The following is a 25,947-nucleotide window of genomic DNA, read 5'->3' on the forward strand; positions in this document are numbered from 1 at the left end:
ACAAGGTGCCTCGTAGGGACAACGGCTCACTGCGCTTCCAGGGTGACCGTGAAGGAGAAACGGTCGCCGCGGTACTGGATGACCGCGACGTCAAGGACGCGGCCCGCCTCGTCATGCGTGATGCCGGTGTAGTGCAGGATCGGGCTGAGCAGCGGGACGCCCAGCAGCCGGGCCGTCTCCGGGTCCGCAAGCCGCGCCTGCACCGTGTCGGTGATCCGGCCGATGCGCGCCCCGGCCCCGTCCCGGAGCACCTTGGTCATCGGCAGGCGCTCCAGGTCGGCGGGGTCGATGCGGCGGGCCACGTCCGGACGCACGTAGTTGCGGGCGTGGTTGGTGGGCTCGCCGGTCCTCTCGTCGTGGCGCAGCCGGTGGTACGTGGCCACCTCGGCAAGGCCCGGAAAGTGATCGGCGTACGTTGCGGGCACCGGGCCCGGGCCGTGTCCCAGCAGCCTGGACGTCATGCCCGACTGCTGGGCCACGATCGTGTCGACCGAGCCCAGGAGCCGGACCGGGGCGCCCGCGAGGGCGCCGGGCTCGATGAAGGTGCCCCGCCGGCGGTGCCTGCTGATCAGGCCCTCCTCCTCCAGCTCCCCCAGCGCCTGCCGCATGGTGAGCACGCTGACGCCGTAGTGCTCGGCGAGCCGCTCCTCGGTGGGCAGCCGGAGGGGAGCGTCGGGGGCCCGGCCGAGAACCGAGGCCCGCAGCGACTGCGAGACCTGGTACCACAGCGGCAGCTTGCGGTTCAGGACGATCGAGTCCGGGGCGAACGCGGGTGCACCGGTCCCGCCCGCTCCGCCGGTTTCCGCTGTGCCCGGTTCCTCTCCGGCCCGCCCCGGGCGGCCCCCGGACGCCCCGGACGCCCGGTCCGCGCCCGGGGCCGCCGGGCGCCGTGTACCGCTCATCCGTTGCGGAAGTGCCGCTGGAGGCCCTGCCACACCGCGTCGTAGTCGCGCTGCAGGTGCCCGGCGCCCGCCGCCTGGGCAGTCAAGGTCACCGGCCAGCGGGTCTCGAACATGAAGGCGAGGCCGTCGTCGATCTTCTGGGGCGCGAGCTCGGCGGCGCTCGCCCGATCGAAGGTCTGCCGGTCGGGGCCGTGGGCCGACATCATGTTGTGCAGCGAGCCGCCGCCGGGCACGAAGCCGCCGCCGGTCTTCGCGTCGTACGCCCCCTCGATCAGGCCCATGTACTCCGTCATCACGTTGCGGTGGAAGTACGGTGGCCGGAAGGTGTCCTCGCCCACCAGCCAGCGCGGCGCGAAGACGACGAAGTCGACGCCGGCGAGCCCCGGGGTGTCGGAGGGGGACGTGAGGACCGTGAAGATCGACGGGTCCGGGTGGTCGTAGCTGATGGAGCCGATCACGTTGAAGCAGCGCAGGTCGTAGACGTACGGCACGTGGTTGCCGTGCCAGGCGACCACGTCCAGCGGGGAGTGGTCGTAGGCGGCCTCCCAGAGGTTGCCGCAGAACTTGCTGATCACCCGCACCGGGCGGTCCGCGTCCTCGAACGCAGCCACCGGTGCCCGGAAGTCCCGGGCGTTCGCAAGGCCGTTGGCCCCGATGGGGCCGAGCTCGGGGAGCTGGAAGGGGCGGCCGTAGTTCTCGCAGACGTAGCCGCGGGCCGCGCCGCCCCGCGCGCCGGCCGACGCGGGCGGCAGCAGATCCACCCGGAACCGCACCCCCCGCGGCACGAGCGCCACCTCACCGGGGCGGGCGTGCAGCATCCCGAACTCGGTGTGCAGCAGCAGCTCGCCGTGCTCCGGCACGATCAGCAGCTCGCCGTCGGCGTCGCTGAAGACCCGGTCGGCCATCGAGGTGTCGGCGTGGTAGAGGTGCACCGCCATGCCGGTGCGCTGGGTGGCGTCGCCGTTGCCGCCGAGCGTCCACAGGCCCGTCACGAAGTCCGTGCCGGGCGCCGGCTCGGGGAGCGGGTCCCAGCGCAGCCGGTTGGGGTCGGGCACGGATTCCGTGAACGGGGCCGTGCGGATCGCGCCGTTGTCCGTGCGGGTGAAGGCCGGGTGGGCCGCGGACGGGCGGATGCGGTAGAGCCAGGAGCGGCGGTTCTGGGCGCGCGGCTCCGTGAACGCGGTGCCGCTGAGCTGCTCCGCGTAGAGCCCCAGCGGGGCGCGCTGCGGCGCGTTGCGGCCCTGCGGCAGGGCGCCCGGGACCGCCTCGGAACCGTGCTGGTTGCCGAAACCGCTGAGATACACCAAGCCCTCGGCGGTCTTGCGTGCGTCCGCGCCGTTCATGGACATCGCCCGCTCCCTTGCGCGTCGGCCCGCCCGGAGCCCGTCGTGCGGACCCCGCGGGCAGTCACCCCACCCTGATTCCTATGTACCACCACAGGATTGAAAAATCTCACAAGCACGGCGGCGCGGCAAGGTCTACGCTCCCGGACATGTCGTCGCCGCATCGGTTCCGTCTCCGGGCACTCGTCACGGTCCTGCCGGCTCTCGCGCTCGTGGGCCTCATGGGCTGCACCGATGCCGCGGGCGGCACGGGCGCGGCCGGCGCCGCCGCGACGTCGGCAGGGCGGCTCACCGACGGCCGCGACGAACAGGGCCACCGGTACCGGGAGGTGCCCGAGAACGGCGCGCCCCAGGTGGACGTCGTGGTCCGGCCGGACGCCGAGGACGGCTGGGACCTGACGCTGAGCGTGCGCCACTTCCGCTTCACCCCCGCCCGCGACCCCGGCCGACCGGCCGCCGTGGGCCGCGGAGGGGCCCAGCTCTATCTGGACGGACGGCGGCTCACCCTGCTGCACGGCCCCGGGTACCACCTGCCGTCGAGACTGCTCTCCCGCGGCACCCATGAGGTCACCGCCCGGCTCTACGCGGACGACCACACCGTCTGGGCGGTGCACGGCAAGCCGGTGGAGAGCACGGCGCCGGTGACCGCCTCGGACGCGACACCCGACGCGAGCGCCGGCCCCGGGGCCGGGGTCCCCTCCGGTGGTGCGGCGGCGGCTTCCGGCGGCGCCTCGGCGGGCGGCGGCCCCGCGGCCCCTCCCGCCTCCGCCGGCCCCGTGCCCGCAGACCGGGGGACGGCGCCGTGAGATCCGCGGGAAGAGGTACGCGATAGCGTCGGCCGGGAAGTGGCACGGGGTGATGTCCGCGGAGGAGAGGCATCAGGTGACGTCCGCAGGAGAGAAGACCGGGCTCGCGTCCGCCGAGGAGGCGCACGGAGAATTGGGCGCGCTGCGCCGCCCGCCCCTGCAACGCCGCAGCGTGGCACGGCTCGGCCGGATCCTCGACGCCTGCGCCGAACTCCTCGACGAGGTGGGCTACGACGGCCTGAGCACCCGCGCGGTCGCCGAGCGGGCCGGCGTCGCCGTCGGCTCTGTCTACCGCTTCTTCGGCAACAAGCGCGCCATGGCCGACGCGCTCGCCGCACGGAACCTGGAGCGCTACGCCGAACGCGTCACCGAGCGGCTGGCGGGGATCGGTCCGGGGGACTGGCGTGGTGCGACGGACGCCGTGCTCGACGAGTACGTCGCCATGAAACGCACCGCGCCCGGCTTCACGCTGGTCGACTTCGGCAACCAGATCCCCGTCGGCACCCCGACCGCCGCCCCCAACCTCCAGGTGGCGGCGCGGCTCACCGAACTGCTCTCCGGCCACCTGGGCCGCCCGCCGGACATCGCCGTGCGCCGGGCCGTCCTGGTAGCGGTCGAGTCGGCCGACGCGCTGGTCCGCCTGGCGTTCCGGATGGACCCGGCCGGCGACCCCGCGCTGGTCGAGGAGACCCGGGCGCTGCTGCGGCGGTACCTGGCCGGCGTCCTCGACTGAGTGCCCCGGCGGAGGGCCGAAGTCCTCGGGAGTGCCGTTTGCGGCCGGTGGCGGGCCGCGGGTCTCGTCGTGGCTGGTGGCTCAGTTCCCCGCGCCCCTTGCGGACTGCGGGTCTCGTCGTGGCTGGTGCCTCCCCCTGCCGTGAGGGCGTGGGAGGTACCCCCGCCCCGCGCCCCTCCGGGGCGCTGCCCCACGTTCCGGCTCGCCCAGGGAGGGGTGCGGGGATGGGGGTACCTCCCACACTCTTAAAGCAGTGGGGGAGCGATCGGCCACGACGGGCCGTCAGGTCGCCACCGGCCGCAAGGGGCAGGCCCTTTCGCGGCACGCCACCCGCAGGGACCCACCACCGCGCGTGCCGGGCGGCGCGCGCTCCGTGACGTCTCGTGAGGGGGTCTGCCGTTCGTCCTTACTCGTCGGTAGGCTCAGGACGTTCGCCCGTCCTTGCAGCCGTGCGCCGACCACCAACCAGGGGAGCGCCCATGACCGCGACACCCGTAGCCCACGACGCCCCGGCCACGAGCCGGCTCGCGGTACGCACCGCGCTGCGCATCTGCCCGCTCTGCGAGGCCACGTGCGGGCTGTCGCTCACCATCGAGGACGGCCGGGTGACCGGTGCACGCGGAGACCGCGACGACGTGTTCAGCCGCGGGTTCATCTGCCCCAAGGGAGCGTCGTTCGGCGCCCTGGACGCCGACCCCGACCGGCTCCGCACCCCCCTGGTGCGCGAGGACGGCGAGCTCCGCGAGGCGAGCTGGGACGAGGCCTTCGACGCGGTGGCCGCCGGACTGCGCCCGCTCGTCGAGGCCCAGGGCCCGCACGCCGTGGGCGTCGTCCTCGGCAACCCCAACGTGCACACCATGGCCGGGGCGCTGTACCCGCCGGTGCTGCTCGGCGCGCTCGGCACCCGGAGCCTCTTCACGGCCAGCACCGTCGACCAGATGCCCAAGCACGTCTCCAGCGGGCTGCTGTTCGGCGACCCCTTCGCCATCCCGGTGCCCGACCTGGACCGCACCGACCACCTGCTGCTGATCGGGGCGAACCCGGTCGAGTCCAACGGCAGCCTGTGCACGGCGCCCGACTTCCCCGGCCGGCTCAAGGCGCTGCGCGCCCGCGGCGGCACCCTGACCGTGATCGACCCCCGGCGCACCCGCACCGCCCGCCTCGCCGACCGGCACGTGGCGATACGCCCCGGCACCGACGCGCTGCTGCTCGCCGCGGTGGCCCAGGTGCTGTTCGCCGAGGACCTGGTGCGCCCCGGCGTGCTCGCCGACCACGTGGACGGCCTCGAAGGCGTCCGGGACGCGCTGGCCGACCTCACCCCCGAGGCCGTCGCCGCCGCGTGCGACGTGCCCGCCGGCACCATACGGGCGCTGGCCGGGGAGCTGGCCGCCGCGCCCACCGCCGCGGTCTACGGCAGGGTCGGCAGCAACACCGTCGCCTTCGGCACCCTCACGAGCTGGCTGGTCGACGTGCTGAACGTGCTCACCGGCAACCTCGACCGCCCCGGCGGCGCACTCTTCCCGCTGTCCGCCACCGACCGCGCCCCGAGGCGGCCGGGCCCCGGGAAGGGCTTCACCCTCGGCCGCTGGCGCAGCCGGGTGAGCGGCCACCCCGAGGCCAAGGGCGAGCTGCCGCTGGCCGCGCTCGCCGAGGAGATCGACACCCCGGGTCAGGGCGGCCCTGACAGCCCGGCGAGCGGTCCGCTGCGCGCCCTGATCACCATCGCCGCCAACCCGGTGCTCTCCGCGCCGGACGGCGCGCGACTGGAGCAGGCCCTCGGATCCCTGGACTTCATGGTCGCGGTGGACCCGTACCTGAACGAGACCACCCGCCACGCCGACGTGGTGCTGCCCCCGCCGCCGCCCTCGCAGAGCGCCCACTACGACTTCGCGTTCAACCTCTTCGCGGTGCGCAACCAGGCCCGTTACACGCCCGCCGCCGTCCCGCTCGACGCGGACCGGATGGCGGAGACGGAGATCCACGCCCGGCTCGTCGCCGCCGCGGCCGGCATGCACGGCGCGGGACCGGACGCCGTCGACGATCTGGTGGTCCGCCAGACCCTCGGCAAGGCGGTCGCCGATCCTGAGTCTCCCGTGCACGGCCAGGACCCCGCGGCGCTCGCGGCACGGCTCACCGGTGAGGACGGCCCCGAGCGGCGGCTCGACATGATGCTGCGCCTCGGTCCGTACGGGGACGGGTTCGGCGCCGATCCCGAGGGGCTGAATCTCGGGCGCCTGCGCGCGCACCCGCACGGCATCGACCTCGGTCCGCTCCGGTCCCGGCTGCCCGGACCGCTCAGGACCCGCAGCGGACGCATCGAGCTCCTCCCCGCCGCCATAGCGGGCGACCTGCCGCGCCTGAAGGCGGTGCTCGCGGGAGCGGCCGGACCCGGCGAGGCCGCGGACTCAGGCGCGCTGCTGCTGGTGGGCCGCCGCCACCTGCGGTCCAACAACAGCTGGATGCACAACATCACGCCCCTCACCGGCGGATCCAACCAATGCACCCTCCAGGTCCACCCCGACGACGCGGACCGGCTCGGCCTGGCCGACGGCGCACCGGTGCGGATCACGGGACCCGGCGGGACGGTCACCGCGCCCGCGGAGTTCACCGACACCGTGCGCCCCGGCGTGGTCAGCCTGCCGCACGGCTGGGGGCACGACCGTCCCGGCACCCGGATGCGCGTGGCGGCCCGCAACCCCGGCGCCAACGTCAACCAGCTCCTGGACGCCGCCGCCCTTGACCCGCTCTCCGGCAACGCGGTGCTGAACGGCGTCCCCGTCCGGCTCGCGGCGGCCGCCGTGGCGGAGACCTGACGCGGGCCGGTACCCGGGCGGGCGGTGCCCGGCTCCATGAGTGGGCAGACACCTCCTGGCAGGAGGATCGAGCAAAGCGGTCCGCGGTCCGGCCGCGGGACGGAAGGAAGTCAGAGATGGCAGACACCGACGGCGGCACACAAGAGCGGGGCGGTCAGGAGGCGCAGGCGCCCGGGGCCGAGACCGTCCTGGTCCACGACGACATGTACATCGACGGCGAATGGCGCCCCGCCGACGGCACCGGCACCATCTCCGTCGTCGACCCGGCCACCGAGATGGAGTTCGCCCGCGTCCCGGCCGGCACCCCCGTCGACGTCGACGCGGCCGTGCGCGCCGCACGCGCCGCGCTGCCCGGCTGGGCCGCCACACCGCCCGCCGAGCGCGGCGCCCGCATCGCCGCGCTGCGGGACGCGCTGAAGGCCCAGGAGGCCGAGGCCGCCCGGATCGTCACCTCCGAACTCGGCGCCCCTCCCGGGTTCTCCAAGGCGGTGCACGTCGCCCTGCCGCTGCGCGTCCTCACCTCGTACGCCGAACTGGCAGCCTCCCACGCCTTCGAGGAGAAGCTCGGCAACTCCACCGTGTTCCAGGAGCCGGTGGGCGTCGTCGGCGCCATCACCCCCTGGAACTACCCCCTGCACCAGGCCGTCGCCAAGGTCGCCCCGGCCCTCGCCGCGGGCTGCACGGTCGTCCTCAAACCCGCCGAGAACACCCCGCTGACCGCCCGGGTGCTCGCCGCCGCCGCGCACGACGCGGGCCTGCCCGCGGGCGTGTTCAACGTGGTCACCGGTCTCGGCCCGGTCGCAGGGCAAGCGCTCGCCGCGCACGAGGGCGTGGACATGGTGTCCTTCACCGGCTCCACCGCGGTCGGGCGGGACATCGGCGCGAGCGCCGGCGCCGCCGTCAAGCGGGTCGCGCTGGAACTGGGCGGCAAGTCCGCCAACGTCATCCTGCCGGGCGCCGACCTGGCGCGCGCGGTGAACGTCGGCGTCGCGCAGCTCATGGCCAACTCCGGGCAGACCTGCCACGCCTGGTCCAGAATGCTGGTGCACGCGGACGAGTACGACGAGGCGGTCGCCCTCGCCGAGGCCGCCGCCGCCAAGTACGCGGACCGCGTCGGGCCCCTCGTCAGCGCCCGGCAGCGCGACCGGGTGCGCGGCTACATAGACCAGGGCGTCGCCGAGGGCGCCCGCCTGGTGACCGGCGGCAGCGACGCGCCCCGCTCGCCGGGCTACTACGTCAGCCCCACCGTCTTCGCCGACGTCACCCCCGACATGACCATCGCGCAGGAGGAGATCTTCGGCCCGGTGCTCGCCATCCTGCGCTACCGGGACGAGGACGACGCGCTGCGGATCGCCAACGCCACCGTCTACGGCCTCGGGGGCGGGGTGTGGGCCGGTGACGAGGCCGAGGCCGTTGCCTTCGCCCGCCGCATGGACACCGGCCAGATCGACATCAACGGCGGCCGGTTCAACCCGCTCGCCCCCTTCGGCGGCTACAAGCAGTCCGGGGTCGGCCGTGAACTCGGCCCGCACGGCCTCGCCGAGTACCTCCAGACCAAGTCCCTGCAGTTCTGAGCCCCGTCAGGAGAACGTGATCGTGGTCCGCGCCGCCGTCCTGCCAGCAGTCGGCTCTCCTCTGGAGATCGCCGAGATAGACCTCCCCGAGCCCGGGCCCGGACAGGTGCGGGTGCGCTTGACCGCGGCCGGCGTCTGCCACTCCGACCTGTCGCTGTCCAACGGCACCATGCGGGTTCCGGTGCCCGCCGTGCTCGGGCACGAGGGCGCCGGCACCGTCGTCTCCGTCGGCGACGGCGTCGACCACGTCCGCGCCGGCGACGACGTGGTCCTCAACTGGGCCCCGTCCTGCGGCCTCTGCCACGCCTGCGGTCTTGGCGAGGTGTGGCTCTGCGAGAGGGCCCTCACCGGATCGGGGAACGTCTACGCGCGCCGCGCCGACGGCACCGACCTGCACCCCGGCCTGAACGTCGCCGCGTTCGCGGAGGAGACCGTCGTCGCGGCCGGCTGCGTGCTGCCCGCACCGCACGGCGTGCCGCTGACGGACGCGGCGCTGCTCGGCTGCGCCGTGCTCACCGGCTACGGGGCCGTGCACTATTCGGCCCAGGTGAAGGTGGGCGAGTCGGTGGCCGTCTTCGGGGCCGGGGGAGTGGGGCTCGCCACGCTCCAGGCGGCCCGGATAGCCGGCGCGGAGACCATCATCGCCGTCGACGTCGCACCCGCGAAGGAGGAACTGGCCCGCGCGGCCGGCGCCACCGAGTTCGTGGTCGCCTCGGACCGCACCCCCAAGGAGATCCGCCGGCTCACCGGCGGCCACGGCGCGGACGTCGCGTTGGAGTGCGCGGGCCGTGCCGTCGCCATCCGAGCCGCCTGGGAGTCCACCCGCCGCGGCGGCCGGACGACGGTCGTCGGCATCGGCGGCAAGGACCAGGAGGTCACGTTCAACGCCCTGGAACTCTTCCACTGGTCCCGCACCCTGACGGGCTGCGTCTTCGGCAACTCCGCCCCGGCCCGCGACCTGCCCGTACTGGCGGAACACATCCGCGCCGGCCGCCTCGACCCCGGCACCCTCGTCACGGACCGCATCACGCTGGACGACATCCCCGGCGCGTTCGAGAACATGACGGCGGGCAAGGGAGGCCGGGCACTGGTGGTGTTCTAGGGGGGCTCGCCGGGCAGCTCGGAGGCGGGTGACGGGAGTTGAGTAACAGGCCCGAGGCGCTGCGGTGGGACGAGGAGCGTCCGCGTCCGCCGAGGCGGCGACCCGGCATACGCGTTCCCCTGGCCCGACCAGCCGCCGGTGCGCCGCCGGTCCTGAGCGGGTAGCCCGCGCCGCCCGAGGGCGCGTCCCGGGGGTCAGCCTGCGGTGGCCGACTGCTCGTACTGCTGGGCGAGCCCCTCCAGCAGGGCGCTGAGGCCGGTCTCGAAGGCGCGGTCGTCGATCTTCTGCTGGCGCTCGGCGAGCAGGTGCGCCTGGCCGAGGTGGGGGTAGTCCCCGGGGTCGTACGCGGCCGCGTCGTCGACGAAGCCGCCGGCGAAGGAGCCGAGGGCGGAGCCCATCACGAAGTAGCGCATCAGGGCGCCGATGGAGGTGGCCTGGGCGGGCGGCCAGCCCGCGTCGACCATCGCGCCGAAGACCGCGTCCGCGAGCCGGAGCGCGGCGGGGCGGCGGCCGGGGCCGGACGCCAGCACCGGCACGATGTGCGGGTGGGCGCGGAGCGCGGCGCGGTAGGAGACCGCCCACTCGTGCAGCGCGTCCCGCCAGTTCCGGCCGTCCTCGAACATCGACAGGTCGACCTGGGCGCTCACCGAGTCCGCCACCGCCTCCAGGATCTCGTCCTTGGTGCGGAAGTGGTTGTAGAGCGAGGGGCCGCTCACCCCGAGCTCGGCGGCCAGGCGGCGTGTCGAGACGGCTGCCAGACCCTCCGCGTCCACCAGCTCGCGTGCCGTGGCGACGATGCGATCGGTGCTCAGCAGGGGCTTGCGCGGTCGGGCCATGGCGCACATAGTAGGGCTGCCGACGACAAACTAGCAGTGCTAATTAAACGCTGCCGGAACCCACCGCCGAGGAGCGCCGTGCCGTGAACCTGGAACTCAGCGAGGAGCAGCACGCCGTCAGGCAGCTCGCGAAGGACTTCGTGGCGCGCGAGGTCACGCCCTACGCCACCGAGTGGGACCGGAACGAGAGCGTCGATCGGGCGATCGTGGGGAAGCTGGGCGCGGTCGGCTTCCTGGGCCTGACGCTCGACGAGGCGTACGGCGGTTCCGGCGGCGACCACCTCTCGTACTGCCTGGTCACGGAGGAGCTGGGGCGCGGGGACTCCTCGGTGCGCGGCATCGTCTCCGTCTCGCTGGGGCTGGTCGCCAAGAGCATCGGGCACTGGGGGAGCGCGGAGCAGAAGCAGCGCTGGCTGCCGGGGCTGACCTCCGGCGCGCTCGTCGGCTGCTTCGGCCTCACCGAGCCCGGCACCGGCTCCGACGCCGGGCACCTCACCACGCGCGCGGAGCGCGACGGCGCCGACTACCGGATCACCGGCACCAAGATGTTCATCACCAACGGCACCTGGGCGGACGTGGTCCTGCTGTTCGCGCGGACCAACGACCAGCCGGGGCACAAGGGCATCTCGGCCTTCCTGGTGCCCACCGACACCCCGGGGCTCGCCCGCCGCCCCGTCCACGGCAAGCTCGGGCTGCGCGGCCAGGCCACCGCCGAACTCGTCCTCGACGACGTCCGCGTGCCCGCCACCGCGCTGCTCGGCCCCGAGGGCAAGGGCTTCGCGGTCGCCATGTCGGCGCTGGCCAAGGGCCGTATGTCGGTGGCCGCGGGCTGCGTCGGCATCGCCCAGGCCGCGCTGGACGCCGCCGTCGGGTACGCCACCCAGCGCGAGCAGTTCGGCGGGGTCATCGCCCGCCACCAGCTGGTCCAGGAGCTGATCAGCGACATCTCCGTGGACGTCGACGCGGCCCGGCTGCTGACCTGGCGGGTGGCCGACCTGATCGACCGGGGCGAGCCCTTCGCCACCGAGTCCTCCAAGGCGAAGCTGTTCGCCTCCGAGGCGGCCGTGCGCGCCGCCAACAACGCCCTTCAGGTCTTCGGCGGCTACGGCTACATCGACGAGTACCCCGTGGGCAAGCTGCTCCGCGACGCGCGCGTGATGACGCTCTACGAGGGCACCAGCCAGATCCAGAAACTGGTGATAGGCCGCGCGCTCACAGGGGTGTCGGCGTTCTGAGGGCCGGTGGTGCGAGCCCGGCGGTGGACGCGGGGGGACGCGGGCCGCTCTGAGTGACGTCTGAGTACGTGTACGGATGCGTGCGCGGCGCCGGGGGCCGAACCTTGCGGGCATGAGTGACACTCCGGTCAAACAGCAGAGCACCGCCGCGTTCTACGGTCAGGCCGTCGCCTCCTTCGCCATCGCCCTGGTGGCCACGGCCGTGGGCATCTTCAACCTGAGGACGGACGCCTGGGTGCGTGCGTTCCTCGGTGTGGCCGTCCTCTATCTCGTCACCTCCGCCTTCACGTTGGCCAAGGTGGTACGGGACCGGCAGGAGGCCGGGCAGATCGTCAGCCGTGTCGACCAGGCCAGGCTGGAGAAGCTCCTGTCCGAGCACGATCCGTTCGAGAAGCTCTGAACCGCGCCCGGCGTTGTCTAAGCGCTCGCTCAGCGTTCCGGTATCGTGTGCGTGCTGCCACAGGAAGGGGCCCTGATGACCGCGGCGGAGCAGACGGCGGGCGACGAGAGCAGGTCGTGGGCTGAGGTCAGCCCGGACGCGGCGCGGCGGTTGATGAGCGCAGCCGTCGAGGCCTTCGCCGAGCGCGGCTACCACGCGACGACCACCCGCGACATCGCCGGCCGCGCCGGCATGAGCCCCGCCGCGCTGTACATCCACTACAAGACCAAGGAAGAGCTGCTCCACCGCATCAGCAGGATCGGCCACGAGAAGGCCCTGGAGATCCTCGCCACCGCCGCGGGCGGACCGGGCGACGCGACCGACCGGCTCACCGACGCCGTCCGCTCCTTCGTGCGCTGGCACGCCGCCCAGCACACCACCGCGCGCGTGGTGCAGTACGAGCTCGACGCGCTGAGCGGCGAGGCGCGCGCCGAGATCGTGGCACTGCGGCGCAGGACGGACGCCGTCATCCGGGGCATCATCGATGACGGCGTCCGGGCCGGCGAGTTCGACGTGCCCGACGTGCCGGGCACGACGCTCGCGGTGCTCTCGCTCTGCGTCGACGTGGCCCGCTGGTTCAACGCCGCGGGCAGCCGCACCCCCGACGAGGTCGGCGCGCTCTACGCGGGGCTGGTGCTGCGGATGGTGGGGGCCAAGAAGTAGGCCTCCGGCGGCGCGCCGTGGCCCCCGGTCGGCCGTCTCCCCGTGTCCTCGGCGGGCTGCCTCCAGAAGGCGGGCTGCCTCTAGAAGTGGTAGCGGGACACCGACTCCGCGACGCACACCGGCTTCTCCTGCCCCTCGCGCTGCACGGTCACCGTCAGCGTCACCTGGAGCCCGCCGGCCACGTCCGCGACCTCCGTCAGCTCGGCCGTCGCGCGCAGCCGCGAGCCCACCGGGACGGGCGCGGGGAAGCGCACCTTGTTCGTGCCGTAGTTGATGCCCATCGTCACGCCCTCGACCAGCATGACCTGCGGCACCAGCGTGGGCAGCAGGGACAGCGTCAGGTAGCCGTGCGCGATGGTGGTGCCGAAGGGACCGGCCGCGGCCTTCTCCGGGTCGACGTGGATCCACTGGTGATCCCCGGTCGCCTCCGCGAAGAGGTCGACACGCTTCTGGTCGATCTCCAGCCAGTCGCTGTACCCCAGGCGCTCGCCGACGGCGGCGCGCAGTTCGTCGGGGGAAGTGAAGATCCTCGGCTCTGCCATGTTCCCTTGGCCTCCCGGCACCGTCCCAGTCCAAGCACGTGCGCGGCACCGCAGGGTGCCTAAGCGCTTGCTCAGCATGCTGGTGTGGCGGGGGGCATGTCAACGCGGACCGCGCGCCCGGATACGGGCGCCGGGTGCGGACGCGGGGGGCTGCCGTCTATGGCGGCAGGCTGCCCATCCATGACCGGGTCCCGGCTGCTGGCCGGGCCCCCGGGCCGACGGAGGGCCGGGGGCCGGTGAGCCCCGCTCTCCGTGACACCGGTATGCGCCTGTGAAGCACGTGGCCGGTGGTGTTCGGTGTGTCCGGGCGGCCCGGTCAGGCCGACACCAGCAGGCGTGCCCGCCGGGCGCTCGCCAGGGCCCTCGGGGTCAGGACGGGACGCGGCACCACGATGCCGCAGTGGGTGCAGACCGGGCCCGAGGAAGGTTCGTGGGCCAGTCCGTGCCGCCAGACCAGCCGGGTGTCCCCGCACACGGGACAGACCGAGCCGGGCTCGTGCTCAAGGCCCCTGATCAACCGCCGCAGCACCTCGGCCAGCGGCTCGTGGGGGTGTACCCGGGGATTGTCGCACCAGGCAACACCGCAGCCTCCCCAGGTGAGCCGGTGCCAGTCGTCGACGCTGCCCGGGCTGCGCAGGCCGTCGTGCTTCTCACGCTTGCGGCGCTCCGCGAACTGCGCCTCGTAGGCCAGCCACACCGCGCGTGCCTCTTCGAGCTCGTCGAGCGCGGCCACCAGGCTGGAGGGATCGGGGGACCTGTCCTCCCTGCCCATCCCGGTGCGGGAGCAGAGATGGTCCCATGTCGCACGATGTCCGTAGGGGGCGAATCTCTCCAGGCACTTTCTCAGGGAGTACCTGCGCAGTGCCAGGTCACACTGCGGATCGCGCACCTGTCTCGCGAGACTCCGGAAACCTGCCATTGCCCTGCACCTCCGTCACACCTGCACTTGTGTTCCACGGCGACGCCCGACGTGCCGACTCGTCGAACGTCTCCGAGTAGACGTATCGCGAGCCGTATCGGCTCCCTCCGTTTCCCGGCGGTTCTCCGCGCCGACCCGGAGCGCCTCACCGGCGGGGTGCGGTATGGCGAAAACGTGACGTGTGTTCATCTTCACCACCGTGGATACCACCGGTAACCTTCCGGCTCATCACCGTAGGGAGGAGCCGCACATGCGCCGCCGCACCCCACGTACCGAGATCGGCGCCCTTTTCGGCAGAAGACGCCGCCTGCGCCCGACGAAAACCCTCGGATCCCTTGGAGTCACCGCTGTTCTCGTGGCCGCTCTGGGTCTTTGGGCCCCGGCCGGTCCAGCCGTCGCCGACGCCCGTGCCGACGGCGACTACTGCGCCGGACAGTGCACCGACATCCTGCCGCCCGGTGCCAACGGCAGCGCCACGCTCGCCGAGATCCTGGCCAACCAGGTGCTCGGCTCGCAGCCGGCACATGCCGACGACGAGCTCGGGCCGTACGATGCCCTGTCCTCCGGCTACCCGTCGCTCACCGATGACACACTCACGCGGTTTTTCAATGATTCTTCCTTCGGAGTGCCCGCCGACCAGGTGGCCTCCGTCACCCGTCCGCGCGACGACGTCGCGATCACCCGGGACAAGAAGTTCGGCGTGCCCCACATCAAGGGCACCACGCGGTACGGCACGGAGTTCGGCGCGGGCTACGCGGCCGGGCAGGACCGGCTCTGGCTGATCGACCTCTTCCGGCACGTGGGGCGCGGCGAACTGACCTCGTTCGCCGGCGGCGCGGCGGCGAACCAGGGCCTTGAGCAGCAGTTCTGGCCCCAGGCCCCGTACACGGAGGAGGACCTCCAGAAGCAGGTCGACTACATCAGGTCACACAGCGGGGCGCGCGGCGAGCAGGCCATGGCGGACGCGCAGGCCTACATCGACGGTCTGAACGCCTACCGCGTCAAGGCCAAGAACGACCGCACCTTCCCCGGCGAGTACGACCTCACCGGCAAGATCGACCCCATCACCAACGCAGGCGAGATCGAGCCGTTCAAGATCACGGACATGATCGCGCTCGCCTCGGTGGTCGGCAGCCTCTTCGGAGGGGGCGGCGGCGGAGAGGTCGACGCGGCGCTCTCGCTGCTCGCCGCCCAGCAGAAGTACGGCGTCACGGACGGCACCCGGATCTGGGAGTCGTTCCGCGAGCGCAACGACCCCGAGGCGGTCCTGACCCTCCACGACGGCAGCTCCTTCCCCTATGCGGGCAAGCCCGACCACCCGCAGGGCGAGGCGCTGCCCGACCCCGGCTCGGTCAAGCCCGAGCCGCTGGTGTTCGACCGCACCGGCTCCGCGCAGCGGGGCGCCCGGCAGAAGAAGGACCCCGTCGAGGCACCCGCGAAGCTCAAGCCGGCGCAGGGCATCTTCGACGAGGGCGTGCTCCCCGCCGACCTGTTCTCCCGGCACGGCGACGCCAGCGCGGTCCAGGGCATGTCGAACGCGCTGCTCGTCTCCGGCAAGCACACCGCGAGCGGCCACCCGGTCGCCGTCTTCGGACCGCAGACCGGCTACTTCGCGCCGCAGCTGCTGATGATGCAGGAGCTCCAGGGCCCCGGGATCAGCGCGCACGGCGCGTCCTTCGCGGGCGTCGGCATGTACGTGCAACTCGGCCGGGGCCAGGACTACGCCTGGTCGGCGACCACGGCCGCCCAGGACATCATCGACACCTACGCGGTCCAGCTCTGCGACCCGGCCGGCGGTACCCCCACCGAGCAGTCCGCCGGCTACCTCTACCACGGCACCTGCACCCCGATGGAGAAGCTGGAGCGCACCAACTCCTGGAAGCCGACCCTCGCCGACTCCACCGCCGCCGGCTCCTACCGGATGCAGGTCTTCCGGACGAACTACGGCATCGTGACGCACCGCGCCACCGTCGGCGGCAAACCGGTGGCCTACACCCTGCTGCGCTCCAGCTACCGCCACGAGGCCGACTCGATCGTCGGCTTCCAGATGCTCAACGACCCCACGTTCGTCACCGACGCCAAGAGCTTCGAGCAGGCGGCGGCCCACATCAACTACACCTTCAACTGGTTCTACGCCGACTCCCGCGACATCGCGTACTTCAACAGCGGCACCAACCCGCAGCGCGCCGCGGGCGTCGATCCGTCCTTCCCGGTGAAGGCGGAGCCGGCCTACGAGTGGAAGGACTTCGACCCGGCCGACAACACCTCCGCCTACACCCCCGACGCCGAGCACCCCAACTCCGTCGACCAGGACTACTACGTCTCCTGGAACAACAAGCAGGCGAAGGACTACTCGGCCGCCTCCTTCAGCTTCGGCGCGGTGCACCGGGCCGACCTGCTCGATGCGCGGGTGGCGAAGCTGGTCCGCCAGGGCGGGGTCACCCGGGCCGCGCTCACCCGGGCGATGGCGGACGCCGCCGTCACCGACCTGCGCGGCGAGCGGGTCCTTCCCGAGCTGCTGAAGGTGCTGCGCGGCAAGCCGGTCGACGATCCGGTGGCGGCAGCGGCCGTGCAGCAACTCGACGCCTGGGAGGCGGGCGGCGCGCAGCGCAAGGAGACCTCCGCGGGCTCGCACGCCTACGCGCACGCCGACGCCGTGCGGATCATGGACGCCTGGTGGCCCAAGCTGGTGGAGGCGGAGTTCCGGCCGGGCCTCGGCGACGACCTGTGGAACGCGCTGACGGCGGACCTCACGGTCGACGAGTCGCCCTCGGCCGGCCACGGGCCGACCGGCGGGCACGCCGGCTCCTCGTTCCAGTACGGCTGGTGGGGATATGTCGACAAGGACATCAGGACGGTGCTGGGCGAGCCGGTCGACGGGCCGCTGGGCAGCGCCTACTGCGGCGGCGGGACGCTCGACGGCTGCCGGGACGCGCTGCTGAGCAGCCTCAAGCAGGCCGCCGCCGAGCCCGCGACCACCGTGTACCCCGGTGATGACTCCTGCGACGCGGGGGACCAGTGGTGCGCGGACGCGATCATCCAGCGCCCGCTGGGCGGCATCAAGCACGCTCCGATCCAGTGGCAGAACCGCCCGACCTACCAGCAGGTGGTGGAGTTCCCGAGCCACCGGTAGGCGGGCGCACGACGGGGCCCCGGGCACGGCTGCCGGGGCCCCGATCCGCGCTCCTCCGCGGCCCGCCCGGCTCTCCCTCGGGGCGCGGGCGGGACCGACCTGTCCCAAGCGGGCGGGCAGGGCCGACACGTCTCAAGCCGGCGGGCGGGGCGGACCCGTCCCAAGCCGGCGGGCCGGGCCGCCGCGTCCCGAGCCGGTCCCACCGGCCGGTCTCAGCGGTACAGCAGGTACTTCCGCCGCACCGCCCGGAACGCCGCCAGCTCGTCCTGCCACGCCGCCACGACCTCGTCGCCGGTGGCGCCCGCGTCGATCATCGTGCGCACCAGGGTGCTCCCGGTGAGCGTGTCGATGTCGTTGTCGGGGCGCCAGGCGAAGCCGTCCCAGACCTTCTTCGCGGTGACCAGCAGGGCGATCCCGGTGCGCACCGGGTCGTAGCTCTCCCGGTCGTGCACGTGGAGCTGCACACCGCCCACCGTCTTGCCCTGGAACTTGCTGAACGTGGGCGCGAAGTACGCCTCGCGGAAGTTCACACCGGGCAGGTCCAGCGCGTTCACGGCGTCCGCCCACCGGTGGTCGATGCCGTCCGCGCCCAGCAGCTCGAAGGGGCGGGTGGTGCCGCGGCCCTCCGAGAGGTTGGTGGCCTCGAAGAGGCAGGTGCCCGAGTAGACGAGGGCCGTGTCGACGGTCGGCATGTTGGGGCTGGGCAGGACCCACGGCAGCCCGGACGCCTCGTAGAAGTCCGAGCGGCGCCAGCCCGTCATCAGCACCGTCTCCAGCGGCACCGGCTTGTCCAGGAACTCGCCGTTGTACAGCCGGGCCAGCTCCGCCACCGTCATGCCGTGCTGCTGCGCGATCGGTTTGCGGCCCACGAAGCTCGCGAACTCCTCGTGCAGCACGGGGCCGTAGGCGTTCCGCCCGGTCACCGGGTTCGGCCGGTCCAGCACGACGAAGCGCTTGCCCGCCAGCGCGGCGGCCTCCATGCAGTCGTAGAGCGTCCAGATGTAGGTGTAGAAGCGCGCGCCGGCGTCCTGGATGTCGAAGACGACGGTGTCCACGCCCGAGGTGGTGAAGACGTCGGCCAGCTTCTGCCCGCTGACCTGGTAGGTGTCGTAGACCGGCAGCCCGGTGGCCGGGTCGTCGTAGCGGCCCTCGGAGCCGCCCGCCTGCGCCGTGCCGCGGAAGCCGTGCTCGGGGCCGAAGACCGCGACCAGGTTCACCCGCTTGTCGGCGTGCATCACGTCCACGATGTGCCGGACGTCGCGCGTGACGCCCGTCGGATTGGTGACGATGCCGACCTTCTCGCCGTCGAGCAGGGCGTAGCCGTCCGCGGCGAGCCGCTCGAACCCGGTGCGCAGCCCCCGGCCGGCTCCGGGGCCCTGGCCGGCTCCGGGGCCCGGGCCTGCGGCCACGGCGGGTGCGGTGCCGGCCGCGGTCACCGCCGCGGATGCCACGGTGGCGGCGAGCAGACTCCGTCTGTGCACGTTCATGTCGTACCTCCGTACGGGCGCCATGAAGGGGTGTGATCGTCACACCGGTCCGCCCGCACGCTAGCGCGCCCGCCGCGCCCGTGGAACGAAGCGGATACGGCCGGTCGCCGCAGTTCCCTCTTCCAGGACCCCGGACGCCCCTCTTCCAGGTCGCCGGACATCCCTCTTCCAGGTCGCCTGACCGACCGCTTAGTCTGGCGTGGCAGCCGAGTCGAGGGAGACCGATGGTGGACAGCCTTCAAGCGAGCCTGGACGGGGCGCGTGTGGTGGTGACGGGCGCGGGCGGCGGTATCGGCGCCGCACTGGCGCGCGCCTTCGCCGCGGCCGGCGCCCGCGTCGTCGTCAACGACCTGGACGCCCGGAAGGCCGAGGCCGTCGCCGCCGAGTGCGACGGCATCCCGGTGCCCGGCGACGCGTCGCGGACGGTGACGGACGCCCGGGACGCCCTGGGCGGGACGGTCGACGTCTACTGCGCCAACGCGGGCGTCGGCACCGGCGGCACCGAGGCCGCCAACGAGGAGGCGTGGGCCGGGGCCTGGGACGTCAACGTGATGGCGCACGTGCGCGCCGCGCACGTCCTGCTGCCGGACTGGCTGGCCCGCGGCAGCGGCCGCTTCGTCTCCACCGTCTCCGCGGCAGGCCTGCTCACCATGGTCGGCGCCGCCCCCTACAGCGTCACCAAGCACGCCGCGTACGCCTTCGCGGAGTGGCTCTCGCTCACCTACCGGCACCGCGGCGTCAGGGTCCACGCGATCTGCCCGCAGGGCGTGCGCACCGACATGCTCACCTCGGCGGGGACGGCGGGCGAGCTGGTGCTGGCGCCGAACGCCATCGAACCCGAGGACGTCGCCGCCGCGCTCATGGCGGGCATGGCCGAGGACCGCTTCCTGATCCTGCCGCACCCCGAGGTCGCCGAGTACTACCGCGCCCGTGCGACCGAGCCGGACCGCTGGCTGAACGGCATGAACCGGCTCCAGCAGAAATGGGAGGGGATGCAGGCATGACCGCCGCCCGCTACGCCGACAAGCCCTGGCTCGCCGTGCTCACCGACGCCCAGCGCGCGCCGGTCGACGCGCCGGACTCCCTGGTGCACGCCTTCGCCGCCGCCGTCCGCGCCGCACCCGACCGCACCGCCCTCGCCTACTTCGACGGGCGGATCACCTACCGCGAGGCCGACGAGCTCAGCGACTCGGTCGCCGGCCACCTCGCCGCACGCGGTGTGGCACCCGGTGACCGGCTGGCCCTGATGCTCCAGAACACCCCGCACTTCGTGCTGGCGCTGCTCGGCGCCTTCAAGGCCGGCGCGGTCGTGGTGCCCGTCAACCCGATGTACAAGTCCGCCGAGGTCCGCCACGTGCTTGAGGACGCCGAGGTCGCCGCTCTGGTCTGCACCGACCGCGCCTGGGACGGCTACCTGCGCCAGGCCGCGGCCGGCACGCCGGTGCACACCGTGCTCACCGCCTGTGAACGCGACCTCCAGAGCCGCGACGACCCCCGCGTGCTCTCCTTCGAACGCCGCCCGCCGGCCGAGGACGCCACCGACCTGGTGGCCGCCGCCCGCGCGGGCCACCCGGCCCCCGCCGTCACGCCGCCGGGCCCCGGCGACACCGCACTGATCAGCTACACCTCGGGCACCAGCGGCACCCCCAAGGGCGCCACCAACACCCACGGCAACATCATGTACAACGCCGAGCGGCAGCGCACCGGCCACGCGCTGCCCGCCGGCTCGGTGTACTTCGCGCTGGCGCCGCTCTTCCACATCACCGGCATGGTCTGCGAGCTGTCCGCGTGCGTCGTCGGCACCGGGACGCTGGCGCTCACCTACCGGTTCGAGCCGGGCGTGGTGCTCGACGCGTTCGCCGAGCACCGACCCGCCTACACGGTGGGGCCCGCCACCGCGTTCATGGCGCTCGCCGCGCACCCGGAGGTCACCCGGGACCACTTCGCCTCGTTCCGGATCATCTCCTCGGGCGGCGCGCCGCTGCCGCCCGCCCTGGTCGAGAACTTCCGCGACCGCCTCGGCCCCTACCTGCACAACGGCTACGGACTCACCGAGTGCACCGCCCCCTGCGCCTCCGTGCCGCCCGACCGCGAGGCCCCGGTCGACCCGGTCTCCGGCACGCTCGCGGTCGGAGTGCCCGGGCCCGACACGGTGGTGCGGATCGCCGACGACGACGGGCGCGACGTGCCGTTCGGGGAGCAGGGCGAGATCCTGGTGAGCGGTCCCCAGGTCGTACCGGGCTACTGGCGCCGCCCCGACGCCAACGCGGAGACGTTCCCGAACGGGGAACTGCACACCGGTGACATAGGCTTCATGGACCCCGACGGCTGGCTCTACGTGGTGGACCGGAAGAAGGACATGATCAACGCCTCCGGTTTCAAGGTCTGGCCCCGCGAGGTGGAGGACGTCCTCTACACCCACCCCGCGGTGCGCGAGGCCGCGGTCGTGGGCGTGCCGGACGGCTACCGCGGTGAGACGGTGAAGGCGTACGTGAGCCTGCGCCCCGGAGCCGCCGCCGACCCCGACGAGCTGGCCGGCTACTGCCGGGAGCGGCTGGCCGCGTACAAGTACCCGCGACGTGTCGAGATCCTGCCCGACTTGCCGAAAACCACCAGTGGGAAGATCCTCCGGCGGGAACTGCGCGCCGGGGGAGCCCCCGCGGAGTAGGACCGGCAGGAACCAGAGCGGCGCGCGGGCGCCTGAAGAACGGCGCACGGGCGCCTGGGACAACACGGAAAGGCGGGTGGCGGCAGTGCCCACAACGACGGACGGAAACGGGGAACCCGTCCCCCGGCGTCTGCTGGCCGCCGCCACACGCCTGTTCGCCGACCGCGGCTACGACCGCACCTCCGTCCAGGAGATCGTCGAGGCGGCCGGGGTGACCAAGGGCGCGCTGTACCACTACTTCGGTTCCAAGGAGGACCTGCTCCAGGAGGTCTACGCGCGTGTCCTCCGCCTCCAGCAGGAGCGCCTCGACGCGTTCGCCGACGCCGACGCGCCGGTGGAGCAGCGCCTGCGCGACGCCGCCGCGGACGTCGTCGTCACCACCATCGACAACCTGGACGACGCGGCGATCTTCTTCCGCTCCATGCACCACCTCAGCCCCGAGAAGAACCGCCAGGTACGAGCGGAGCGACGGCGCTACCACGAGCGGTTCCGCGCCCTGATCGAGGAGGGCCAGCGCACGGGCGTCTTCTCCACCGCCACCCCGGCGGACCTGGTCGTCGACTACCACTTCGGCTCCGTCCACCACCTCTCCACGTGGTACCGCCCGGACGGCCCCCTCAGCCCGCAGCAGGTGGCGGACCACCTGGCGGACCTGCTGCTGCGGGCGCTGCGGCCTTGAAGGGGGGGTGGAACCCGGCTCCCGTGACCGTGCGGCCCCGGGCTGTTCCCAGGTCCGGGGCATGATCACCGGAGCACCCGCTCGAAACGGGCTCCGTTGTCAGGGCCGTGTCGAACAGAGGCCGCGAACGGTCGCGGCGAACGGCGCCGGGTAGGCGCATACTGGCTCCAATGACAAAGCCAGGTGCACCGAAGCGCTACTTGCCTACCAGCCCCTTCAAGGCCCCCGTCCCGCCCCCGCCCAAGCACTTCGCCGTGGGCGACCGGGTGACGCACGACATGTACGGCCTCGGCCGGGTGATCAGCATCGAGGAAGGAATCGCGGCGCTCGTCGATTTCGGTTCGATGCAACAGCGGATCTTGAGCCCGTACAACAAGATGATCAAGCTGTAGGACCGTCGTGCCCGGTTCACGGCATGCCAGGTTCCGTACAGCCCTGTAACGAATGGAAGACCTCTCATCGAACTGACCTCGCTGTTCTCCGCTCCGGAAGGGGCGACCCGCTACGCCGGTGCGGCATCGCCGCCTCCGACGACGAACCCCTTCCAGGCCCCGGACTTCGGGAATAACGAGACCTTCCTGATCGAGAATGACCAGGCATCCGTCTCGGACATGGGCACGGCTCGGCGCAAGGCGAGCTAGCTTCGATCGGTGACGGTGGCTTGGAGCCGGCCATGGGTCGGCCGGTCGCGGACGGTCTCAGGTTCCGTCTCGTTCGCCTACGTTCACGGCCGCGCGGGCGGGGCCCAGAGCAGGCCCCGCCGCATGACATGAGCTGTCCGGCCCCGAACGCGGGTGAGCGCCTCCCCACGAACGTGCTGTCCACGCGCCTCAAGGAACTGGAGCAGTCGGGCATCGTCGAACGCCGGATCGCGCCGGCACCGCAGCGGGGAGTCCTCTATGCCCTGACTCCCGTGGGACAGGAGCTGGAGCCGGCCATCCTCACCCTCGGCCGCTGGGGTGCCGTCCATATGGGCGAGCCGCGGCCGGGTGAGATCGTCACGCCCGAGTCGGTGACCGTGAACCTGCGGGCCGCGTTCCACCCGGACGCGGCGGTGGGGATGACCGCGACGTGGGAGATCCGCGCGCCCGACGTGGTGGTGCACCTCGTGGTGACCGACGGGAAACTCGCAGCCGGCGTCGGCCCCGCCCCGGCCGACCCCGATCTGGTGATCACCTTCCAGCCGGACCGGCTGCCCTCCTACCGGGAGCTCATGAACGCGGCCACGTGCGGACTGGTCCAGCTGTCCGGGCGCCGCGAACTGCTGGAACCCTTCTTGCGGCTCTTCGCCGTACCTCAACCCGTCTGACGGACGCCCGCGGCCTGGCTCGCCGGCGTGACCTCACGCAGGTACGGTTCACCGCCTCGGCCGGCAGCTCCCCGACCACACCACCGCCCACAACGCCGTGCGGACCCCCTACTTCGACGCCGAGGACCGCCTGCTGCGCCGGTGCGACCACGGCCCGGACACCCTGGGAAGTCCGCTCACGGCTCACCACGCCCCCGGCTACCGGGGATTCGACGGAGCAGGCCGTGGAAACCCTCGGGCCGAGGGGAGCCGGTGCCCCCGGCGGTCACAGGTAGGAGCGCAGCTCCCGGCGAGCCAGCGACCTCTGGTGCACCTCGTCCGGCCCGTCCGCCAGCCGCAGCGTCCGCGCCGCCGCCCACAGCTCCGCCAGCGGGAAGTCCTGGCTCACCCCACCCGCGCCGTGCAACTGCACGGCCCGGTCCAGGATGTCCGCGACGGTCCGGGGCGTGGCGATCTTGATCGCCTGGATCTCCGTGTGGGCGCCCCGGTTGCCGACGGTGTCCATCAGCCAGGCCGTCTTCAGCACCAGCAGCCGGAGTTGCTCGACGGCCACCCGCGCATCCGCGATCCACTCCTGGACGACGCCCTGCTGGGCCAGCGGCTTGCCGAACGCGGTGCGGGCGACGGCCCGCCGGCACATCAGCTCGATGGCACGCTCGGCCATGCCGATCAGCCGCATGCAGTGGTGGATGCGGCCGGGGCCGAGCCGGGCCTGCGCGATGGCGAAGCCGCCGCCCTCCTCGCCGACCAGGTTGCCCACCGGCACCCGGGCCCCGTCGAAGACGACCTCCGCGTGGCCGCCGTGGTAGTGGTCCTCGTAGCCGTACACCGTCATCGCGCGGCGCACCGTCAGGCCCGGCGTGTCCCGGGGCACCAGCACCATCGACTGCTGGCGGCGGATGTCGGCGCCCTCGGGGTCGGTCTTGCCCATCACGATGAAGATCCGGCAGTCCGGGTTCATCGCTCCGGAGATGTACCACTTGCGGCCGGTGATGACGTACTCGTCGCCGTCCCGCTCGATCCGTGTGGTGATGTTGGTCGCGTCGGACGAGGCCACCTCGGGCTCGGTCATGGCGAACGCCGAGCGGATTTCCCCGGCGAGCAGGGGCTCCAGCCACTGCTTGCGCTGCTGCTCGCCGCCGAACTGCGCCAGCACCTCCATGTTGCCGGTGTCGGGCGCCGCGCAGTTCAGGGCGGTGGGGGCGAGCTGCGGGGAGCGGCCGGTGAGTTCGGCGAGAGGCGCGTACTGGAGGTTGGTGAGCCCGGCGCCGTACCGCTCGTCGGGCAGGAAGAGGTTCCACAGGCCCTGCCGGCGCGCCTCGGCCTTGAGGTCGGCCACCACCGGCGGGACCTGCCACGGCGAGGAGAGCCCCGCGCGCTGCTCCCCGGCCACCGACTCGGCCGGATACACGTGGTCGGTCAGGAAGGCCAGCAGCTTCTCGCGGAGTTCCTCGGTGCGCGCGTCGAACGCGAAGTCCATGACCGTCAGCCTTCCTGGGGGTCGTGTGGAGTGCCGGACGCCCCGCTGGACGGGAGCCCGCGCAGCGTGCTCAGACCGTGCTCGATGAAGACGGGGACGAGCGAGCCGATGTGGTCGAAGCCGGGGCCGACGGTCTGCCCGAGCGTGTAGCGGTAGTGGATGCCTTCGAGGATCACGGCGAGCTTGAACCACGCGAACGACGTGTACCAGTGCACCGCCGAGACATCACGCCCGGAGCGCGCCGCGTACCGCTCCACCAGCTCCGCCGGATCCGGGTGCCCGGGTGCCGCCGCGGTGGTGCTGACCGGCGAGTCGGGCAGGCCGAGCGGCACGCTGTACATCACCAGCAGCCCGAGGTCGGTCAGCGGGTCGCCGAGCGTCGACATCTCCCAGTCGAGTACGGCCGTGAGGGTGTCGTCGCCGTCGATGAGGACGTTGTCGAGCCGGTAGTCGCCGTGCAGCACGGTGGGCGCGGGGGAGCGGGGCAGGGCGCGGGCGAGGGCGGCGTGCAACTCGTCGATGCCGGCCAGGTCCCGGCTGCGGGAGGAGTCGAGCTGCTTGCCCCAGCGGCGCAGCTGCCGGTCGAGGAAGCCCTCCGGCCGCCCGAAGTCACCGAGGCCGACCGCCTCGGGATCGACGGAGTGCAGGTCGACGAGCGTGTCGACCAGGTTCAGCACCACGCTCCTGGTCCGCTCGGGGCCCAGCGGCGCCAGCTGCTGGTCGGTACGGTACGGCGTGCCCGGCATGTGCTGCATGACGTAGAAGGGCGCGCCGAGCACCGACTCGTCCTCGCAGAGCAGCACCGTGCCCGGCACCGGGACGCTCGTCGGCCGGAGCGCGCTGATCACCCGGTGCTCGCGGCGCATGTCGTGCGCGGTGGCCAGGACGTGGCCGAGCGGGGGACGGCGCACGACCCAGCGGGAGCTTCCGTCGCCGACGTCGTACGTCAGGTTGGACCTGCCGCCCTCGATCAGCCGGGCGGTCAGCGGCCCCGTGACCAGGCCGGGCCGCTCGCGGTCCAGCAGCTCCCGCAGCCGGTCGAGGTCGAGCCCCGGCGGGTGGTCTCGGCCCATGCTCTCGCTCCTTGCGCTCGCTGTGCGGTGGCTGTCCACTAAACGCACCGTGACACCGGGATGACAATGCCCTCACATCATGCCGACCAGTCGGTATGTAGTCCAGTGTGCATTCTGCTATCCGGCGCGCTGCCCCGTCTCACCGGTGCCGTCGCGGTCTCCTGCATCCCGGGCCGTGGCGGCCGGTGACGCCCGCCTCCTCGCGGCTCCC

22 protein-coding genes are annotated in these 25,947 nt (G+C 72.9%); 14 read left to right on the forward strand and 8 right to left on the reverse strand.

Annotated features, from left to right (window positions below):
* Positions 1 to 26: 26 nt before the first annotated feature.
* Entirely contained in the window at positions 27 to 902 is an 876-nt protein-coding gene (locus tag Sm713_RS20360; RefSeq protein ID WP_212911002.1) for a GntR family transcriptional regulator, read from the reverse strand.
* A complete protein-coding gene (gene hmgA, locus Sm713_RS20365) occupies positions 899 to 2,245 on the reverse strand; it encodes a homogentisate 1,2-dioxygenase (protein ID WP_212912148.1) in 1,347 nt (448 codons plus the stop codon). Before hmgA ends, Sm713_RS20360 begins: the two co-directional genes overlap by 4 nt.
* A 149-nt stretch (positions 2,246 to 2,394) precedes the next feature.
* Here hmgA and Sm713_RS20370 point away from each other — a divergent pair, with 149 nt between their 5' ends.
* From Sm713_RS20370 to Sm713_RS20390, 5 genes are all read left to right on the forward strand, one after another.
* Entirely contained in the window at positions 2,395 to 3,051 is a 657-nt protein-coding gene (locus tag Sm713_RS20370; RefSeq protein WP_212911003.1) for a nuclear transport factor 2 family protein, read from the forward strand.
* 133 nt (positions 3,052 to 3,184) lie between these two features.
* Complete coding sequence (locus tag Sm713_RS20375) at positions 3,185 to 3,784, forward strand: TetR/AcrR family transcriptional regulator (RefSeq protein ID WP_249416644.1); 600 nt, start codon at positions 3,185 to 3,187, stop codon at positions 3,782 to 3,784.
* A gap of 479 nt (positions 3,785 to 4,263) precedes the next feature.
* A complete protein-coding gene (locus tag Sm713_RS20380; protein ID WP_212911005.1) occupies positions 4,264 to 6,597 on the forward strand; it encodes a molybdopterin oxidoreductase family protein in 2,334 nt (777 codons plus the stop codon).
* Between the two features lie 203 nt (positions 6,598 to 6,800).
* Complete coding sequence (locus tag Sm713_RS20385) at positions 6,801 to 8,171, forward strand: aldehyde dehydrogenase family protein (RefSeq protein WP_212912149.1); 1,371 nt, start codon at positions 6,801 to 6,803, stop codon at positions 8,169 to 8,171.
* 22 nt (positions 8,172 to 8,193) lie between these two features.
* Positions 8,194 to 9,273, forward strand: coding sequence for a Zn-dependent alcohol dehydrogenase (locus Sm713_RS20390; RefSeq protein WP_212912150.1), 1,080 nt, complete (start codon positions 8,194 to 8,196; stop codon positions 9,271 to 9,273).
* Between the two features lie 194 nt (positions 9,274 to 9,467).
* On the opposite strand, the gene Sm713_RS20395 is transcribed toward Sm713_RS20390, so the two are convergent.
* Positions 9,468 to 10,109 carry a TetR/AcrR family transcriptional regulator gene (locus Sm713_RS20395; protein ID WP_212911006.1) on the reverse strand — a complete coding sequence of 214 codons (642 nt, stop codon included), beginning with the start codon at positions 10,107 to 10,109 and terminating at the stop codon, positions 9,468 to 9,470.
* 83 nt (positions 10,110 to 10,192) lie between these two features.
* Here Sm713_RS20395 and Sm713_RS20400 point away from each other — a divergent pair, with 83 nt between their 5' ends.
* The 3 genes from Sm713_RS20400 (at position 10,193) to Sm713_RS20410 (ending at position 12,446) form a co-directional block, all read left to right on the forward strand.
* The gene (locus Sm713_RS20400; RefSeq protein WP_212911007.1) at positions 10,193 to 11,344 is read left to right on the forward strand and encodes an acyl-CoA dehydrogenase family protein; all 1,152 of its coding nucleotides are present in this window, start codon (positions 10,193 to 10,195) and stop codon (positions 11,342 to 11,344) included.
* A gap of 112 nt (positions 11,345 to 11,456) precedes the next feature.
* Positions 11,457 to 11,744 (forward strand): YiaA/YiaB family inner membrane protein, encoded by a 288-nt coding sequence (locus tag Sm713_RS20405; protein WP_212911008.1) that lies wholly within the window; start codon positions 11,457 to 11,459, stop codon positions 11,742 to 11,744.
* A gap of 75 nt (positions 11,745 to 11,819) precedes the next feature.
* Entirely contained in the window at positions 11,820 to 12,446 is a 627-nt protein-coding gene (locus tag Sm713_RS20410; protein WP_212911009.1) for a TetR/AcrR family transcriptional regulator, read from the forward strand.
* Between the two features lie 80 nt (positions 12,447 to 12,526).
* On the opposite strand, the gene Sm713_RS20415 is transcribed toward Sm713_RS20410, so the two are convergent.
* Together Sm713_RS20415 and Sm713_RS20420 are read right to left on the reverse strand one after the other, a co-directional pair.
* On the reverse strand, positions 12,527 to 12,988 hold the full coding sequence (locus tag Sm713_RS20415; protein ID WP_212911010.1) for a MaoC family dehydratase: 462 nt from the start codon (positions 12,986 to 12,988) through the stop codon (positions 12,527 to 12,529).
* A 316-nt stretch (positions 12,989 to 13,304) separates the two neighbouring features.
* Positions 13,305 to 13,907, reverse strand: a complete 603-nt coding sequence (locus tag Sm713_RS20420) for a hypothetical protein (protein WP_212911011.1) — start codon at positions 13,905 to 13,907, stop codon at positions 13,305 to 13,307.
* Between the two features lie 250 nt (positions 13,908 to 14,157).
* On the opposite strand from Sm713_RS20420, the gene Sm713_RS20425 reads away from it, so the two are divergent.
* Positions 14,158 to 17,040 carry a penicillin acylase family protein gene (locus Sm713_RS20425; protein WP_212911012.1) on the forward strand — a complete coding sequence of 961 codons (2,883 nt, stop codon included), beginning with the start codon at positions 14,158 to 14,160 and terminating at the stop codon, positions 17,038 to 17,040.
* 212 nt (positions 17,041 to 17,252) lie between these two features.
* Here the strand turns inward: Sm713_RS20425 and Sm713_RS20430 are convergent, their stop codons facing one another.
* A complete protein-coding gene (locus Sm713_RS20430) occupies positions 17,253 to 18,527 on the reverse strand; it encodes an exo-beta-N-acetylmuramidase NamZ domain-containing protein (RefSeq protein WP_212911013.1) in 1,275 nt (424 codons plus the stop codon).
* A 224-nt stretch (positions 18,528 to 18,751) separates the two neighbouring features.
* On the opposite strand from Sm713_RS20430, the gene Sm713_RS20435 reads away from it, so the two are divergent.
* The 5 genes from Sm713_RS20435 (at position 18,752) to Sm713_RS20455 (ending at position 23,183) form a co-directional block, all read left to right on the forward strand.
* Positions 18,752 to 19,531, forward strand: coding sequence for an SDR family oxidoreductase (locus tag Sm713_RS20435; RefSeq protein ID WP_212911014.1), 780 nt, complete (start codon positions 18,752 to 18,754; stop codon positions 19,529 to 19,531).
* On the forward strand, positions 19,528 to 21,195 hold the full coding sequence (locus tag Sm713_RS20440) for an AMP-binding protein (protein WP_212911015.1): 1,668 nt from the start codon (positions 19,528 to 19,530) through the stop codon (positions 21,193 to 21,195). The genes Sm713_RS20435 and Sm713_RS20440 overlap by 4 nt, the downstream gene beginning before the upstream one ends.
* 85 nt (positions 21,196 to 21,280) lie before the next feature.
* A complete protein-coding gene (locus Sm713_RS20445) occupies positions 21,281 to 21,874 on the forward strand; it encodes a TetR/AcrR family transcriptional regulator (RefSeq protein WP_212911016.1) in 594 nt (197 codons plus the stop codon).
* 170 nt (positions 21,875 to 22,044) lie between these two features.
* Entirely contained in the window at positions 22,045 to 22,266 is a 222-nt protein-coding gene (locus Sm713_RS20450; RefSeq protein ID WP_212911017.1) for a hypothetical protein, read from the forward strand.
* A gap of 377 nt (positions 22,267 to 22,643) precedes the next feature.
* A complete protein-coding gene (locus Sm713_RS20455) occupies positions 22,644 to 23,183 on the forward strand; it encodes a helix-turn-helix domain-containing protein (RefSeq protein ID WP_212911018.1) in 540 nt (179 codons plus the stop codon).
* Positions 23,184 to 23,448: 265 nt separating this feature from the next.
* On the opposite strand, the gene Sm713_RS20460 is transcribed toward Sm713_RS20455, so the two are convergent.
* Positions 23,449 to 24,663 (reverse strand): acyl-CoA dehydrogenase family protein, encoded by a 1,215-nt coding sequence (locus Sm713_RS20460; protein WP_212911019.1) that lies wholly within the window; start codon positions 24,661 to 24,663, stop codon positions 23,449 to 23,451.
* 5 nt (positions 24,664 to 24,668) lie between these two features.
* Positions 24,669 to 25,736, reverse strand: a complete 1,068-nt coding sequence (locus Sm713_RS20465; RefSeq protein WP_212911020.1) for a phosphotransferase family protein — start codon at positions 25,734 to 25,736, stop codon at positions 24,669 to 24,671.
* Positions 25,737 to 25,947 lie beyond the last annotated feature (211 nt).

Source organism: Streptomyces sp. TS71-3 (genome assembly GCF_018327685.1).
GTDB lineage: Bacteria > Actinomycetota > Actinomycetes > Streptomycetales > Streptomycetaceae > Streptomyces.

Coding starts and splice junctions, on each gene's coding strand:
- Sm713_RS20360 (WP_212911002.1), bottom strand. CDS start 902: ATGAGCGGTACACGGCGCCCGGCGGCCCCGGGCGCGGACCGGGCGTCC.
- hmgA (WP_212912148.1), bottom strand. CDS start 2,245: ATGAACGGCGCGGACGCACGCAAGACCGCCGAGGGCTTGGTGTATCTC.
- Sm713_RS20370 (WP_212911003.1), top strand. CDS start 2,395: ATGTCGTCGCCGCATCGGTTCCGTCTCCGGGCACTCGTCACGGTCCTG.
- Sm713_RS20380 (WP_212911005.1), top strand. CDS start 4,264: ATGACCGCGACACCCGTAGCCCACGACGCCCCGGCCACGAGCCGGCTC.
- Sm713_RS20385 (WP_212912149.1), top strand. CDS start 6,801: ATGTACATCGACGGCGAATGGCGCCCCGCCGACGGCACCGGCACCATC.
- Sm713_RS20395 (WP_212911006.1), bottom strand. CDS start 10,109: ATGGCCCGACCGCGCAAGCCCCTGCTGAGCACCGATCGCATCGTCGCC.
- Sm713_RS20405 (WP_212911008.1), top strand. CDS start 11,457: ATGAGTGACACTCCGGTCAAACAGCAGAGCACCGCCGCGTTCTACGGT.
- Sm713_RS20410 (WP_212911009.1), top strand. CDS start 11,820: ATGACCGCGGCGGAGCAGACGGCGGGCGACGAGAGCAGGTCGTGGGCT.
- Sm713_RS20415 (WP_212911010.1), bottom strand. CDS start 12,988: ATGGCAGAGCCGAGGATCTTCACTTCCCCCGACGAACTGCGCGCCGCC.
- Sm713_RS20420 (WP_212911011.1), bottom strand. CDS start 13,907: ATGGCAGGTTTCCGGAGTCTCGCGAGACAGGTGCGCGATCCGCAGTGT.
- Sm713_RS20425 (WP_212911012.1), top strand. CDS start 14,158: ATGCGCCGCCGCACCCCACGTACCGAGATCGGCGCCCTTTTCGGCAGA.
- Sm713_RS20430 (WP_212911013.1), bottom strand. CDS start 18,527: ATGAACGTGCACAGACGGAGTCTGCTCGCCGCCACCGTGGCATCCGCG.
- Sm713_RS20435 (WP_212911014.1), top strand. CDS start 18,752: ATGGTGGACAGCCTTCAAGCGAGCCTGGACGGGGCGCGTGTGGTGGTG.
- Sm713_RS20440 (WP_212911015.1), top strand. CDS start 19,528: ATGACCGCCGCCCGCTACGCCGACAAGCCCTGGCTCGCCGTGCTCACC.
- Sm713_RS20450 (WP_212911017.1), top strand. CDS start 22,045: ATGACAAAGCCAGGTGCACCGAAGCGCTACTTGCCTACCAGCCCCTTC.
- Sm713_RS20455 (WP_212911018.1), top strand. CDS start 22,644: ATGAGCTGTCCGGCCCCGAACGCGGGTGAGCGCCTCCCCACGAACGTG.
- Sm713_RS20460 (WP_212911019.1), bottom strand. CDS start 24,663: ATGGACTTCGCGTTCGACGCGCGCACCGAGGAACTCCGCGAGAAGCTG.
- Sm713_RS20465 (WP_212911020.1), bottom strand. CDS start 25,736: ATGGGCCGAGACCACCCGCCGGGGCTCGACCTCGACCGGCTGCGGGAG.